The organism is Wenjunlia tyrosinilytica, assembly GCF_014646055.1.
GTDB lineage: Bacteria > Actinomycetota > Actinomycetes > Streptomycetales > Streptomycetaceae > Wenjunlia > Wenjunlia tyrosinilytica.
The window spans coordinates 181,600-195,631 of record NZ_BMMS01000002.1 but is presented as its reverse complement, the minus strand read 5'-3'; the positions used below and the strand labels follow the sequence as shown (position 1 = coordinate 195,631).

12 protein-coding genes and 1 tRNA gene are annotated in these 14,032 nt (G+C 71.0%); 8 read left to right on the top strand and 5 right to left on the bottom strand.

Going from position 1 to position 14,032, the window contains the following annotated elements:
* Nucleotides 1-272 precede the first annotated feature (272 nt).
* From IEY86_RS03085 to IEY86_RS03075, 3 genes are read left to right on the top strand one after another with little or no spacing between them, the layout of a single operon-like run.
* Nucleotides 273-533 (top strand): hypothetical protein, encoded by a 261-nt coding sequence (locus tag IEY86_RS03085; RefSeq protein WP_189129904.1) that lies wholly within the window; start codon nt 273-275, stop codon nt 531-533.
* Entirely contained in the window at nt 530-2,251 is a 1,722-nt protein-coding gene (locus IEY86_RS03080; RefSeq protein WP_189129903.1) for a pyridoxal phosphate-dependent decarboxylase family protein, read from the top strand. Before IEY86_RS03085 ends, IEY86_RS03080 begins: the two co-directional genes overlap by 4 nt.
* A complete protein-coding gene (locus IEY86_RS03075; protein ID WP_189129902.1) occupies nt 2,248-3,645 on the top strand; it encodes a lysine N(6)-hydroxylase/L-ornithine N(5)-oxygenase family protein in 1,398 nt (465 codons plus the stop codon). The genes IEY86_RS03080 and IEY86_RS03075 overlap by 4 nt, the downstream gene beginning before the upstream one ends.
* Here IEY86_RS03075 and IEY86_RS03070 read toward each other — a convergent pair.
* Nucleotides 3,617-5,425 carry a bifunctional metallophosphatase/5'-nucleotidase gene (locus IEY86_RS03070; protein WP_189129901.1) on the bottom strand — a complete coding sequence of 603 codons (1,809 nt, stop codon included), beginning with the start codon at nt 5,423-5,425 and terminating at the stop codon, nt 3,617-3,619. The genes IEY86_RS03075 and IEY86_RS03070 overlap by 29 nt on opposite strands.
* 253 nt (nt 5,426-5,678) lie before the next feature.
* Here IEY86_RS03070 and IEY86_RS03065 point away from each other — a divergent pair, with 253 nt between their 5' ends.
* From IEY86_RS03065 to IEY86_RS03050, 4 genes are all read left to right on the top strand, one after another.
* Nucleotides 5,679-7,016: an N-acetylmuramoyl-L-alanine amidase gene (locus IEY86_RS03065; RefSeq protein ID WP_189129900.1), complete on the top strand. Its 1,338-nt coding sequence runs from the start codon at nt 5,679-5,681 to the stop codon at nt 7,014-7,016.
* Nucleotides 7,017-7,235: 219 nt separating this feature from the next.
* Nucleotides 7,236-7,970: an SIMPL domain-containing protein gene (locus tag IEY86_RS03060; protein WP_189130055.1), complete on the top strand. Its 735-nt coding sequence runs from the start codon at nt 7,236-7,238 to the stop codon at nt 7,968-7,970.
* Between the two features lie 95 nt (nt 7,971-8,065).
* Entirely contained in the window at nt 8,066-9,487 is a 1,422-nt protein-coding gene (gene pyk / locus IEY86_RS03055) for a pyruvate kinase (RefSeq protein ID WP_189129899.1), read from the top strand.
* Nucleotides 9,488-9,700: 213 nt separating this feature from the next.
* Entirely contained in the window at nt 9,701-10,504 is an 804-nt protein-coding gene (locus tag IEY86_RS03050) for a 1-aminocyclopropane-1-carboxylate deaminase/D-cysteine desulfhydrase (protein ID WP_189129898.1), read from the top strand.
* A 100-nt stretch (nt 10,505-10,604) separates the two neighbouring features.
* Here the strand turns inward: IEY86_RS03050 and IEY86_RS03045 are convergent, their stop codons facing one another.
* Nucleotides 10,605-11,363 carry a transcriptional regulator gene (locus tag IEY86_RS03045; RefSeq protein ID WP_189129897.1) on the bottom strand — a complete coding sequence of 253 codons (759 nt, stop codon included), beginning with the start codon at nt 11,361-11,363 and terminating at the stop codon, nt 10,605-10,607.
* Nucleotides 11,364-11,473: 110 nt separating this feature from the next.
* A tRNA-Leu gene (locus IEY86_RS03040) sits at nt 11,474-11,546 on the bottom strand.
* A 96-nt stretch (nt 11,547-11,642) separates the two neighbouring features.
* Between IEY86_RS03040 and IEY86_RS03035 the strand changes: the two genes are divergently transcribed.
* Nucleotides 11,643-12,266, top strand: coding sequence for an ANTAR domain-containing response regulator (locus IEY86_RS03035; RefSeq protein ID WP_189129896.1), 624 nt, complete (start codon nt 11,643-11,645; stop codon nt 12,264-12,266).
* 169 nt (nt 12,267-12,435) lie between these two features.
* Here the strand turns inward: IEY86_RS03035 and IEY86_RS03030 are convergent, their stop codons facing one another.
* A complete protein-coding gene (locus IEY86_RS03030) occupies nt 12,436-13,152 on the bottom strand; it encodes an ABC transporter ATP-binding protein (protein ID WP_189129895.1) in 717 nt (238 codons plus the stop codon).
* Entirely contained in the window at nt 13,149-14,030 is an 882-nt protein-coding gene (locus IEY86_RS03025) for an ABC transporter ATP-binding protein (RefSeq protein ID WP_189129894.1), read from the bottom strand. Before IEY86_RS03025 ends, IEY86_RS03030 begins: the two co-directional genes overlap by 4 nt.
* Between the last annotated feature and the right edge of the window lie 2 nt (nt 14,031-14,032).

Sequence of the window (14,032 nt, the reverse complement as noted above, 5' to 3'; positions counted from 1 at the left end):
GAGCAGCCCCCACCGCCTGCCGGCGGACGACGCGAACGGCAGTGCCGCCGACGCGGGGCGGTCGGCCGCGGCCTCGCCCCAACGGCCGCGGCCCGTACGGCACTACCAGCCACGTCGTGAGTCGTTGTCATCGGCGGCGGGTGGACCGGAGGTGACGGAGAGTTAGGCTGGCCCGACTTCCGTCTCCGGTCGTGGGATGTGCCGCGGCCGGGAGCACCGTGCCGCCGCCATACCCGCGTCAGTTCTCCGCACGACGACCGAAGGGCATCCGCATGCCGACGTCGCCCGTCGATCTGCTCGACCCCGGCTCCACGCTCCCCGGCCACGCCGACGCCTCGCTGCGCACCCCGCTCCTCGACCGGCAGGCGCACCGTGAGTGCGCCGCCAGTACCTGCGCGCGCAGCCTGCCCGCCGTCCCGTTTCGCGCCCACGGCGCCGAGGCCACCCGGGCCGACGGCCGCACCTGTCCCGCCCCCCGGGCCGACTCCGTCCTGGAGCGCCTGGCCGCCGCCCTGCGCGAGGCCGCCCGGTGAGCCGTCACGACCCCGCCGCCACCGCCCTCGCCGGGGGCGCCCAAGGACCGGCGCATCTCGGCCCGTTGACCACCGTGGTCCTCGAAGCCCTCGCCTCCGGCGCCGCCTCCCGCGGTGGACCGCTGCCCGCCGGTGGCCCCGACGCCGTCGCCGAGCGGGTGCGCGCCGCCTGCTCCCCCCCGCTGCCCGACCTCGGAACGGGCGCCGTACAAGCGCTGCGCGACCTGGTCCACGCGGTCGCCGCGGGCGCCGCCGATCCCGCCGACCCCGGCTGCGTCGCCCATCTGCACTGCCCCGCGCTGGCCGTCGCCGCGGCCGCCGACCTGGCCGCCTCCGCCCTCAACCCGTCCATGGACTCCTGGGACCAGGCACCGGCCGCCGCCGCCCTCGAAGAGCAGACCACCGCGGCGCTGGCCGCCCTGGTCTACCCCGACCTGCCCGCCCCCGACGCCCTGATCACCAGCGGCGGCACCGAGTCCAACCTCACCGCCCTCCTGCTCGCCAGGGAACGCGCCCACGCCCGCGGCGCCCGCGGCATCCAGATCCTGTGCGGTGCCAACACCCATCACAGCGTCCACCGCGCCGCCTGGATCCTGGGCCTGCCGACCCCCGTCACCGTCGAATGCCGCGCCGGACGCATGCTCCCCGAGGCACTGGACCGGGCGCTGTCCGACGTCCCCGCACCCGCGCTCGTCGTGGCCACCGCGGGCACCACCGACGAGGGACTCATCGACCCCCTCCCCGAGATCGCCCGCGTCACCGCCTCCCACGGCGCCGAACTCCACATCGACGCCGCCTACGGCGGACCGCTGCTGTTCAGCCACCGGCTAGCCCCCCGGCTCGACGGCATCCAATCCGCCGTCTCCGTCACATTCGACCTGCACAAGCTCGGCTGGCAGCCCATCGCCGCAGGAGTGCTGGCCGTGGCCGACAGCACCACGCTGCGCCCGCTGTCGGTGAGCGCCGACTACCTCAACGCCGACGACGACACCGAAGCGGGCCTGCCCGACCTGCTCGGCCGCTCCGTGCGCACCTCCCGCCGCCCCGACACGCTCAAGATCGCCGTCACGCTGCGGGCGCTGGGGCGCAGGGGGCTCGGCGATCTGGTGGAGACCTGTGTGCACGCAGCGGAACGGTTCGCCGCCCGCGTCGACGCCCACCCCGCGCTGCGCCGACGGCCGGGGGAGATCGGCATCACCACGGTGCTGTTCCGGCCCGTCGCCGCCGACGCGCTGCCGGACGAGGCCGGGGACGAACTCGTCGCCCGGGTGAGGCGCGACCTGCTCGACCGGGGCGGCGCCGTCCTCGGCCGCGCCCGAGCCACCGACTCCGGCGCCGACTCCCACTCCGGTGCCCATTCCCGCTCCGGCGCCGACTCCGACGGCAGTCGGCGCGCCGGCGACACCAACGGGAGCGGCCCCGCCCGTCTCTGGCTGAAAGCCACCCTGCTCCACCCGCACGCCCAGGAGGCCGACCTCGAACGCCTGGTGGCACTCGTCGCCGAGACAGCCGCCGCGGCCGCCGCCCGGCCCCCGGAGTCCGAGGCCCCCAAGTCCCAGCCGCAGCCCCCGTCCCAGCCGCAGCCCCAGCCCCAGTCCCGGCCCCAGCCCCAGTCCCGGCCCCAGCCCCAGTCCCAGCCCCAGTCCCGGCCCCAGTCCCGGCCCCAGTCCCGGCCCCGGCCCCAGTCTCGGCCCCACCACGAGGGAGACACCCCATGACGCAAGGATCCCCCATCGAGCCACTCGATCTCCTCGGCGTGGGCGTGGGACCGTTCAATCTCTCCCTTGCCGCCCTGGCCGACGGGGTTCCGGGCCTGTCCGCCGCCTTCCTCGAACAGCGACCCGCCTTCCACTGGCACCCCGGCCTGCTCATCGACGGCTCGACCCTCCAGGTTCCCTTCCTCGCCGACCTGGTGAGCCTCGTCGAGCCGACCAGCCCCTGGTCGTTCCTCAACTACCTCAAGACCCGTGAGCGGCTGTTCCCCTTCTACTTCGCCGAGCGCTTCCATGTGCACCGCGCCGAATACGACACATACTGCCGCTGGGTCAGCGGGCAGTTGCGCTCGTGCCGCTTCGGCCACCAGGTGGACACCGTCCGCTGGGACCGCGAACACTCCGCCTTCGCCGTCGACTTCACCCGCCGCGACCCCGAGGGCGACGCCGAGGCGGTGGGCCGCCTGCACGCGCGCAATGTCGTCCTCGGCGTCGGCACCGCCCCCAAGGTGCCCGAGCCGCTGCGCCACCTGCACGACGACCCCACCGCCCTCGTCCTGCACTCCGGCGACTACCTCGCCCAACGCGACCGGCTGCTGGCCGCCCGCCATGTCACCGTCGTCGGCTCCGGCCAGTCGGGCGCCGAGGTCCTGCTCGACCTGCTGAGGGCCCGCCCCGCCGGACGCGAGGGCCTGACCTGGCTCGCCCGCACGCCCGCGTTCGCCCCCATGGAATACAGCAAACTGGGCCTGGAGCAGTTCACCCCCGACTACACCCGCTACTTCCACGGGCTGCCCGAGGCCACCCGGGACCGCCTGCTGCCCAGCCAGTGGCAGCTCTACAAGGGCGTCAGCGGCGACACCCTCGGTGAGATCCACGACGAGCTCTACCTGCGCACCCTCGAGGGCGGCTGGCCCGACGTCGCGCTGACCCCCGGGGTCACCGTCACCTCCGCCGTCCGCCAGGACGGCCGTATCGTGCTCGGCCTCGAACACGGTCAGCAGGCGGTACGGGCCCGCCTGGCCACCGACGCCGTCGTGCTCGCCACCGGCTACGCCGAGCGCCCCGTCGACGCGCTGCTCGCTCCGCTGCGGCCGCACATCGCGCGCGACGGCGCCGGGCGGCCTCGAGTCGACGAGGCCCACCGGCTCGTCCTGGACCCCGGGATCGGCGGCGACGTCTTCGTGCAGAACGCCGAGCGCCACACCCATGGCGTCGGAGCGCCGGACCTGGGACTGGCCGCCTGGCGCTCCGCCGTCATCCTCAACTCGCTGACCGGCGAGGACACCTACCCCCTGCCGGCCCGTACGGCCTTCACCACCTTCGGGCTGCACGATCCCGCGCGGGCCGGCCAGGTGCCGGCCGTCGCGGTCAGAACACCGGGGCGCCCTCGCGGGTGAGCCGCCAGTCGTCGCTCGCGAACGCGTTCGGGTCGATCACCTTGTGCTCCACCACCCAGTCGATCAGCGTCTGCCGGATCTCCTGCGCGCCGATGTAGGCGACCGGTGCCTTGGCGACGTGCGGGAAGCCGCCGCCGCCCGAGGCACGGTAGTTGTTGAACGCCACAAGGAACTGCTGGGCGGGGTCGATCGGCTCGCCCCGGTACGCCAGGCCGGTGATCCGCTGCCCCACCGGCTTGGCGATGTCGATGTCGTAGGACACGCCCCACACCACGTCGTAGTTGTAGTCCGGGGTGCCGCCCGCGTTGGTGAGGGCGTCGGGGTCCACCGGGGCGCCGGGCGCGAGCCGGCTGAAGTACTTCGCCGAGTACTCCAGATAGTCCTTGAGCTGGGCGCCGGTGAGCTTTCGCGCCTCGAGGGTGTTGTCGAAGATGTAGAGCCCGGCCACGTCCCGGATCGACACCTGGCCGGCCGGGATGGAGGCGGTCCGGCTGAACGGGGCGTTGACCGACAGGATCGGCAGCGCCGCGTCACCCGCGCTCAGGCCCGCCTTGACGGTCTCGGCCTGCACGTAGTTGACGAAGTCCAGGATCGGGGTGTCCTTGAGGCGGGCCTCGGCCGCGGACATGGCCTCCTCGGCCGTGCCGATCCGGGTGTTGACGTACGCGACGACCTTCGCGTGCTCGTCGCGCAGCATCCGGGCGATGGCGGGGGACTCCTCGGCCTCGTTGGAGTTGAGGACCTTGGAGTGCACCGAGGTGACCTGCCAGCCGCCCTGGCCCCGCTCGAGCTCGAAGTCGAACACGGTCAGCCGCTGGCCCCACTTCAGGGGCTCGGACAGCACGACCGGCCTCCCGGTCTCCTTGTTGACGACGATACGCTCGGGGATCTCGACGTGCGCGTGCCCGACCAGGACGGCGTCGATCCCCGGCACCTGCTCGGCGACCTGCGCGGAGGCGTTCTCCACCCACGGCAGGGCGTCGCCGTAGGAGGAGGAGCCGTCGGAGCCGGAGTGGGAGGCGACGACCACCACGTCGGCGCCCGCGTCCCGCAGCCGGGGAACGTACTTCCTCGCCTGCTCCACCAGGCCCGGGAAGACCATCTTCCCCTGGACATTGGCCTTGTCCCAGATGGCGATGCCGGGGTTGGTCAGCCCCAGGATGCCCACCTTGATGTCACGGCCGTGCGGCACCCGGACCCGCTTGATCACATACGGCGGGAAGGCGGGCCGCTGGGTCCTGGCGTCCAGCGCGTTGGCGCCCAGCAGCGGGAAGTCGCACTGCTCCTCGAACGCGCGCAGCAGCGGAATGCCGTAGTTGAACTCGTGGTTGCCGAGCGCCGCCGCGTCGTAGCCGATCCTGTTCATCGCCTGCGCCATCGGGTGCACCGGCCCGCGCTTGCCGTCCTTGCCGGTGATCGGCTCGATCCGGGCGTAGTAGTAGGCGAGCTGGGTGCCCTGGATGGTGTCGCCCGCGTCGATGAGCAGGGTGCGCCCGCAGCCCTTCTCCTCGCGGACGCGGTCGACCAGGGTGGCGATCTTGGCCAGGCCCACGTCGTTGTGCTTGGAGTCGTCGAACTCCGCGTCGGTGAAGTAGTCCCAGTTGAAGACGTTGCCGTGCAGGTCGGTGGTGCCGAGCACGGAGAACGAGAAGGTCCGGTCCGATCCCCTTCCCGCCGCCTCGGCGGCCGGGGCGGCGACGACGCCTCCCGTCCCGGCGATGGCGGCCCCGGCTCCGGTGAGCGCGGAGCGGTTGAGGAATTCCCTGCGGTCGAGCGGCATTTGTCCTTCTCCCCTGGAACGGTGGGCAACGCGCGTAGAAGTCTCGCGCACGCCACGCTCCCAGCGGTAGCCCCGAATTTCGCGGACCCGTTCGAAGGTCGTCCCATTGGACTAGTCCATTGGCGTGAACCCATCAATCATTGGCGATCAGACCCGTGTCCGTACAGCACTCTTGACTCCGCGTCCGCTTCAGTCACAGGGTGAGCCACCCGCACGGCACGGCCCGACGACCACCCAGCCCAGGGGAGTGCCCATGAAGCGCACCCGCTCAAGAACCGCCGGCCTCGCGCTGAGCTCGGCGACCGCGATCACCGCGGCCCTGCTGACCCCCGCCGGAGCGGCCAACGCCGACGAGCCGGCCCCCGCCACCGAGTGCCCGGCATCGCTCGCCTGCGAGTGGGTGCCCGCCGCCTACCAGCTCAACAACCCCGCCGACCCCGGCTCCTACGGCAACTACGACACCGCCGACCGGCCCACCACCACCCGGATCCGGTACATCGTCCTGCACGACACCGAGACCGAGTACAACGCCACCCTGCGCCTGTTCCAGAACCCCAAGGCGCTCGTCTCCGCCCACTACGTCGTCCGCTCCAGCGACGGGCACGTCGCCCAGATGGTCCGTACCAAGGACGTCGCCTGGCAGGCCGGGAACTGGTACATCAACGCCCAGTCCATCGGCATCGAACAGGAGGGCTGGGCCGCCCAGGGCGCCACCTGGTACACCCCCGCGATGTACCGGTCCACCGCCCGGCTCGTGCGCCACCTCGCCGCCAAGTACGACATCCCCCTCGACCGGCAGCACATCCTCGGCCACGACACCGTGCCCGGACCCACCGCCGCCGGCGTCAGGGGCATGCACTGGGACCCGGGCCCCTACTGGGACTGGGGGCACTTCTTCAGGCTGCTCCACCGGCCACTGCGGCCCACCGCCTCCCACCGCAGCGAACTCATCACCATCAACCCCCGGTTCCGGCGGAACATCCAGCACGCCCGCGACTGCGAGAAGAACCAGGACCTGCCCGACCAGGGCACCAGCTTCGTCCCCCTGCACACCGAACCCTCCGCCGACGCCCCCCTGTTCTCCGACCCCGGACTGCACCCCGACGGCAGCCCCGGCACCGACTGCGCAGCCGACTGGGGGAGCAAGGCGAGCACCGGGCAGAGCTTCGTCGTCGCCGAACGCCAGGGCGACTGGACCGCCGTCTGGTGGGCCGGCGGCAAGGCCTGGTTCCAGGAGCCCAGGGGCCGGCGCACCACCGTCCCCAGCCGCGGATGGGTCGTCAGGCCCAAGGAGGGCAGGGCCGAGATCCCCACCTACGGCCGCGCCTACCCCGAGGCGGCCGCCTACCCGCAGAGCATCCCCAAACAGGCCGTCGTACCCCTGCCCTACACCATCAAGGCCGGGCAGGCCTACGCCTCCACCGGTGAGACCCCCACCGGCTACTACTACGCCAAGACCATCGACAACTCGCTGCCCGACGACCACACCTACGTGGCGGGCGACGACACATACCTCACCGTCCAGATCGGCCACCGCATCGCCTACGTCAAGGCCGAGGACGTCGACCTCGTCCGCGCCCGAACGCGCTGACCACGCCCGAGTCCGAGCGCGACCAAGACCGGGGGTCCCGGCCGGCTGCGGAGCCCGGCCGGGGCCCCCTCGCCCCCGCCGCCACCTTTTGCGACAGTGGGAGAGCACCCTCCCAGCGAGCGCAAGGAGGCCGACGTGACGAACCCCCCGCCGCCGCCGTTCCCCGGTCCCACCCCGCTCCCCGAACCCCCCGGCCGCCCCCACGTACCGCCGCTGCCCATGCCCCCCATACTCCCCTCGCCCTTCGGCGGCGCCCCCACCCGCGGCGCCTGCCTCGGCACCCCCGATGAACCCCGCGTCACCGTCGTCGGGGAAGCCCTCCTCGAAGTCCAGCCCGAACTCGCCACCATCGGCATCACCGTGCGCGCCCGCGGCAAGGACCGCCGAGGTGTCCTCGACGAACTCACCCGCCGCAACGCCGCCGTACTCGACCTGCTGAAAAGCCACTCCGAAGCACTCGACAAACTCGACACCGGCGCGTTCACCATCAGCCCCCGCCTCGACGACAAACGAGGCGAGAAGATCCGCGGCTACCAGGGCGCCGTCCGCATCCGCGCCACCCTCACCGACTTCACCGCCCTCGGAGAACTCGCCACCCGCCTCGCCGACCTCGACCTCACCGAGGTCGACGGACCCTGGTGGTCGCTGCGCCACGACTCGCCCGTCCACCGCGAGGCCCGGCAGAAAGCCGTGGGGGAGGCCGTGCAGCGCGCCCGCGAATACGCCGGGGCCCTCGGCGCCGAACTCACCGCGCTCGTCGAACTGTGCGACACCGCCGCCGACCGCGAGCCACCCAGGCCCTACCGCATGGCGGCCGCGGCCGCAGCGCGCTCCTTCGACACCGCGGCGGAAGACCTCCCACCCGCCGGGCTCGATCTGGAACCCGAGCTCCAATGCGTCCGCGCGCAGGTGACCGCGCTCTTCACGATCACCCGCCCGGAACTGAACCCCTGATCCCCGGCGCCCGGCCGCAAACCCTTTACCGCAAAGCCACTTCGCGGATTCCCAGGACCACGTTCGTACCAACGAGTAGCACCTAGGCTCGACCCATGCGCAGAGCAAAGATCGTTTGCACTCTGGGGCCCGCGACCGACAGCTACGACCAGATCCGCGCGCTGGTCGAGGCCGGTATGGACGTGGCCCGGTTCAATCTCAGCCATGGCTCCCACGCCGAACACGAGGAGCGCTTCCACCACGTCCGCAAGGCCGCCGAGGAATCCGGCCGCAGCGTCGGCATCCTCGTCGACCTTCAGGGCCCGAAGATCCGCCTGGGACAATTCGCCGAGGGGCCGGTACTCCTTGAACGCGGCGACGAATTCACCATCACCGTCGAGGAGGTCCCCGGCGACCGCCACATGTGCGGCACCACCTACAAAGGACTCGCCGCCGACGTCGGCAAGGGCGAGCGGATCCTCGTCGACGACGGCAAGGTCGCCCTCGAGGTCACCGGTGTCCAGGCCGCCCGCGTCCACACCATGGTCATCGAGGGCGGCATGGTCTCCGACCACAAGGGGCTCAACCTGCCCGGCGTGGCCGTCAGCGTCCCCGCCCTGTCCGCCAAGGACATCGACGACCTGCGGTGGGCCCTGCGGATGAAGGCCGACCTCGTCGCCCTGTCCTTCGTCCGCACCGGGCACGACGTCGAGGACGTCCACCGCGTCATGCGCGAAGAGGGCCACCGCGTCCCCGTCATCGCGAAGATCGAAAAACCCCAGGCGGTCGAGAACCTCGAAGAGATCGTCGCCGCGTTCGACGGCATCATGGTCGCCCGCGGCGACCTCGGCGTGGAAATGCCCCTCGAACGCGTCCCGCTCGTCCAGAAGCGCGCCATCAAGCTCGCCCGACGCAACGCCAAGCCCGTCATCGTCGCCACCCAGATGCTCGACTCGATGATCGGCTCCTCCCGGCCCACCCGCGCCGAGGCGTCCGACGTCGCCAACGCCGTCAACGACGGCACCGACGCCGTGATGCTCTCCGGAGAGACCTCCATCGGCAAATACCCCATCGACACGGTCAAGACGATGGCACGCATCGTCGCCGCGGCCGAGGAGGAGATCCTCTCCAAGGGCCTCCCGCCGCTCACCGAGAACAGCAAGCCCCGCACCCAGGGCGGCGCCGTCGCCCGGGCCGCCGCCGAGACCGGCGACTACCTGGGCGCGAAATACCTCATCGCGTTCACCAAGTCGGGAGACACCGCCAGAAGGCTCTCCCGCTACCGCTCACCCATCCCCGTGCTCGCGTTCAGCCCCGAGCCCGCCACCCGCAACCAGCTCTCCCTGACGTGGGGCGTCGAGACCTTCCTCGGCCCGCTCGCCGGCAACACCGACGAGATGGTCGAACAGGTCGACGCCGAACTGCTGAAGATCGGACGCTGCCGACCCGGCGACCTGGTCATCATCACCGCAGGATCCCCGCCCGGCGCGCCCGGATCCACCAACCTCCTGCGCGTCCACCACATCACCGAGCACTGAGCCGCGCAGAGCCGCACAGAGCCCCCGCAGCACACCCCGGCCGCCGCTCCTCCGCACAAGGACCGGCGGCCTTTCCCTTGCTTTTTCAGGGCTCGTCTTCCGGGGCTCGTCTTTCGGGGCTTGCTTTCGGGGTCGTCTTTCGGGGCTTGCTTTTTCAGGGCCCGCCAGGGCGGCAGCCGCGGCCCGGCCCCGCACCGCAGTACCCTGCGGCAAATGCGCGACGAACGCCTGGCCGCCGCCGAGGTCACCCTCCATCTGCACCACGACGACAACAAGGCCCGCAAACTCAAGTACAACCTCGCCGAGGCCAGGGCGTCCGGCCGCACCACCCTCCTCACCTTCGGCGGCGCCTACTCCAACCACCTCCTCGCCACCGCCAGGGCAGGCGCGAGGGAAGGCTTCACCACCGTCGGCATCGTCCGCGGCGAGGAGCACCTGCCGCTCAACCCGGTCCTCGCCGCAGCCAGGGACCACGGCATGCGCCTGGCCTACCTCGACCGCGGCACCTACCGGCGCAAGCACACCCCCGAGGTGATCGACGGGCTCCGCGAGCGCTACGGAGACTTCCATCTGCTCCCCGAAGGCGGCAGCAACGCGGCGGCGGCCCGCGGCTGCGCCGAACTGCCCGCGGAGATCGGGCAGCCCTTCGACCTCATCGCCTGCGCGGTGGGCACCGGAGGCACCCTCGCCGGAATCGCCGCGGGCCTGCGGCCGGACCAACGCGCCCTCGGCTTCGCCGTGCTCAAGGGCGCCGCCTTCCTCAACGAGGATGTGGCCGCCCTCCAACGGGAGGCCTTCGGCCGCCCCACCGGCAACTGGTCCATCGACCTCGCCCACCACTACGGCGGCTACGCCAAGCGGACCCCGAAACTGGACGCGTTCATCGAGGACTTCCGCGAGCGGCACGGCGAGACGTTGAACTGGGTCTACGAGGCCAAGATGCTCGCCGGCCTCTACGACCTGACCGCCCGGGCGACGTTCCCCCGGGGCACCCGGATCGTCGCCGTACTCGCCTGAGCCGGATGCGGTCGCCGCCGACGTCTTCCGGACGACCTCCCTGCACGACCTCCCTGCACGACCTGTTGACCCGCCTCCTGGACGAGCACGCGCCCTGAGGTCAGTGCTTGGGCCCGATGTGCTCATCCATGACCGCGACGGCCTCCCGGCGGGCGACGGAGACATTGCGGGCATTGGCCCGCTTCCAGGGGATGCCGAGGCGGTCGAGGGTGTCGGTGTAGATCGCCCTGATGTCGTCGGAGGCATTGGTGAAGAAGTACCGGGGGTACTCGTAGCGCTTGCGCTCCCCGCCGACGACCCGGGTCGTCCAGTTCACGACCCGGCAGCCGTCGGAGTGGATGAGCCCCCGCACCAGTGCCCAGGGATGCTCCTCGACGATCTCCCGCTGCCACGGCACGAGCACAATCCGCCGCCCATGCTTGACCCCGGGCCCATGCTGCGGAAAGAGGCAGGGCCAGTGCTTGCTGTAGCTGACCGCCATGGTGCAGCCCTTGTTCCGCACGAGGCAGGCCCGGTTGCGCGGGCGTACGGCGGTCATGGCCCTCACGCACTCGTCCATGAGTCCCGGCCAGGTGTCCGCGCACGCGATGCGCAGGGCATGGACGCCCCTGAGGTGCTGACTGATGCAGCCGTCGCCCAGATAGAGCCCGAGCAGGTACGCGTAGTCGCCGGGCGGTCCGGGGGGTCGCGGTGGGTCCTGGCAGCGGGGGCAGTCATGGGCGCGGGGGGAGGGTTCCAGGCGTTCGGTCCAGGAGCGGATCGCCGCGCGGGAGATCCCGGTTGCCTTGCTCGTCGCGTTGAGGCTGAGGCCCTGCCCGAGCAGAAGGAGAGCCCGCTTCCGGGCCGCCAGGTCGTACATGTGCCCGAGTGTCACTCAAGGCCACGGACGACGCGTGTGAGTGAGCGGACTTTCACCCGCGCTGATGAAGATCGCAGAAGGCGGTGGATACCTTCAATGTGAAGGTGAAGTGTCCCGAGTGGGATTCGAACCCACACTGAATGGTGTTTGAGACCATCGCCTCTGCCTTTGGGCTACCGGGACTTGCGCGTTTTCAAAGGGTAGCGCAGACCCTTCGGAGCTTAAACTTACATCCTCTAGGTACTCTCGTGTGCAGCACCTGCCAGCACGAGGAGTCCCGTGAGCGCCGCCGAGCACGATGACGAGCAGCCGCACGTCCCGCCCCGTACCACTCGCGTTGTCATCGCCGAGGACGAGGCGTTGATCCGTCTCGACCTCAAAGAGATGCTGGAGGAGGAGGGCTACCACGTCGTCGGTGAGGCCGGTGACGGTGAGAGTGCGGTGAAGCTCGCCGAGGAGCACCGGCCCGACCTCGTCATCCTCGATGTGAAGATGCCCGTCCTCGACGGGATCTCGGCCGCCGAGCGGATCGCCAAGGAGCGCGTCGCCCCGGTGCTCATGCTCACCGCGTTCTCGCAGCGCGAGCTGGTGGAGCGGGCCCGGGACGCCGGTGCCATGGCCTACCTGGTGAAGCCGTTCAGCAAGGGCGACCTCGTCCCGGCCATCGAGATGGCCGTCTCCCGCTACACCGAGCTCGCCGCTCTCGAGGCGGAGGTCGCCGACCTCGCCCAGCGCCTGGAGACCCGCAAGCTCGTGGACCGGGCGAAGAGCGTGCTCCAGACCAAGTACGGCCTGAGCGAGCCCGCCGCGTTCCGCTGGATCCAGAAGACCTCCATGGACCGCAGGCTCACCATGCAGGCGGTGGCCGAGGCGGTCATCGCCGAAGGCGACTCCGCGGACTGACTCTGCGGACTGACTCCGCGGGGAAGCACCTGGCGGGGAAGCACCCCGAGAGAAGCACCCGGAGGGGAAGCGCCCCGCGGCGCGCAGCGGACCGCGCACATGAGCGAGGGCCCGGGCGGATGATCCGGATGATCCGCCCGGGCCCTCGCTCGTGTCCGGCTGCCGTGCGTCAGTCCTCGCCGAGGTACGCCTTGCGGACGGACTCGTCGTGGAGGAGGTCCGCGCCGGTGCCCGAGAGCACGACCCGGCCGGTCTCCATCACATGTCCGGTGTCCGCCAGGGACAGGGCGGCCTGGGCGTTCTGCTCCACGAGGAGGATCGTGGTGCCCTGGGACTTGAGCTCCTGGATGGTCGCCATGATCTTCTGCATCATGATCGGCGACAGACCCATGGAGGGCTCGTCGAGCATGAGCAGCTTCGGGCGGGACATCAGGGCGCGCCCCATGGCCAGCATCTGCTGCTCACCACCGGACAGGGTGCCCGCGGCCTGCTTCTTGCGCTCTCCCAGGATCGGGAAGAGCTCGTAGGCGCGCTCGACGTCCTTGGTGATGCCGTCGGAGTCGCTGCGCAGGTAGGCACCGAGGAGAAGGTTCTCCTCGATCGTCATCCGCGGGAAGATGTGCCGTCCCTCGGGGGAGTGGGCCAGGCCCATGGCGACGATCTTGTGCGCGGGGACGCTGCCCAGCGGCTTGCCCTCGAACTTGACCTGCCCGCCGATCGGCTTGAGCAGACCGGAGAGGGTGCGCAGCGTCGTGGTCTTGCCCGCGCCGTTGGTGCCGATGAGGGTCACCACCTGGCCGGCCTCGACCTTGAACGAGATGCCCTTGACGGCCTCGATCTTGCCGTAGGCGACGCGCAGGTCCTCGACTTCGAGCAGGGCGGTCACTTGCCTTCCTCCTTCGCACCGGCTTCGGCAGCCTCGACTTCGGCTGCCTCGGCCTCTCCGGGCTCGCCCTCGAAGGGGGTTCCGAGGTAGGCGGCGATGACCCGTTCGTCGCTCTGCACGACCTGGGACGTGCCTTCGACGAGTTTCTGTCCCTGCACGAGCACGGAGACCCGGTCGCACAGGTTGAAGATGAACCGCATGTCGTGCTCGATGACGAGCACGGCGATACCGCGGTCGCGGATGGCGAAGACCAGTTCCTCGGTGGCGCGGGTCTCCTGCGGGTTCATACCGGCGGTGGGCTCGTCCAGGAGGAGCAGGCCGGGTTCGCTGGCGAGGGCGCGGGCGATCTCGAGCTTGCGCTGCTCGCCGTAGGGGAGGTTGCGGGACAGGTGCTCCGCCTTGTCGGCGAGGCCCACGAAGTCCAGCAGCTCCATGGCCTTCTCACGGGAGACGGCCTCCGCCCGGTGGAAGCCGGGGCCGCGCAGGATCGCCGACCACAGTCCTTCCTTGGTGCGGGTGTGCCGTCCCACCAGGACGTTCTCCAGCACCGTCATATTGCTGAAGAGCCTGATGTTCTGGAAGGTCCGGGCGATGCCGGCCGCGGTGACCTTGAACGGCTTCGGCGGCAGCACGGTGCCCTTGTACGTGACCTGGCCCTCGGTGGGGATGTACAGGCCGGTGAGGCAGTTGAAGAACGTCGTCTTCCCTGCGCCGTTGGGGCCGATCAGGCCGACGATCTCGCCGCTGGAGACGGTGAGGTCCACGTTGTTGACAGCGGTGAGGCCGCCGAAGCGCATGGTCACGCCGCGCGCTTCCAGGAGCGTGGTGCCCTTGGCGGCGGGGGCCGCGTCCCCGGTGGTCTTGGTGTCGGTGGCCATGT

Excerpts from the sequence above, each read along its gene's own strand:
- IEY86_RS03085 (WP_189129904.1), top strand. The coding sequence starts at position 273 with ATGCCGACGTCGCCCGTCGATCTGCTCGACCCCGGCTCCACGCTCCCC.
- IEY86_RS03075 (WP_189129902.1), top strand. The coding sequence starts at position 2,248 with ATGACGCAAGGATCCCCCATCGAGCCACTCGATCTCCTCGGCGTGGGC.
- IEY86_RS03070 (WP_189129901.1), bottom strand. The coding sequence starts at position 5,425 with ATGCCGCTCGACCGCAGGGAATTCCTCAACCGCTCCGCGCTCACCGGA.
- IEY86_RS03065 (WP_189129900.1), top strand. The coding sequence starts at position 5,679 with ATGAAGCGCACCCGCTCAAGAACCGCCGGCCTCGCGCTGAGCTCGGCG.
- IEY86_RS03060 (WP_189130055.1), top strand. The coding sequence starts at position 7,236 with ATGCCCCCCATACTCCCCTCGCCCTTCGGCGGCGCCCCCACCCGCGGC.
- pyk (WP_189129899.1), top strand. The coding sequence starts at position 8,066 with ATGCGCAGAGCAAAGATCGTTTGCACTCTGGGGCCCGCGACCGACAGC.
- IEY86_RS03050 (WP_189129898.1), top strand. The coding sequence starts at position 9,701 with ATGCGCGACGAACGCCTGGCCGCCGCCGAGGTCACCCTCCATCTGCAC.
- IEY86_RS03045 (WP_189129897.1), bottom strand. The coding sequence starts at position 11,363 with ATGTACGACCTGGCGGCCCGGAAGCGGGCTCTCCTTCTGCTCGGGCAG.
- IEY86_RS03025 (WP_189129894.1), bottom strand. The coding sequence starts at position 14,030 with ATGGCCACCGACACCAAGACCACCGGGGACGCGGCCCCCGCCGCCAAG.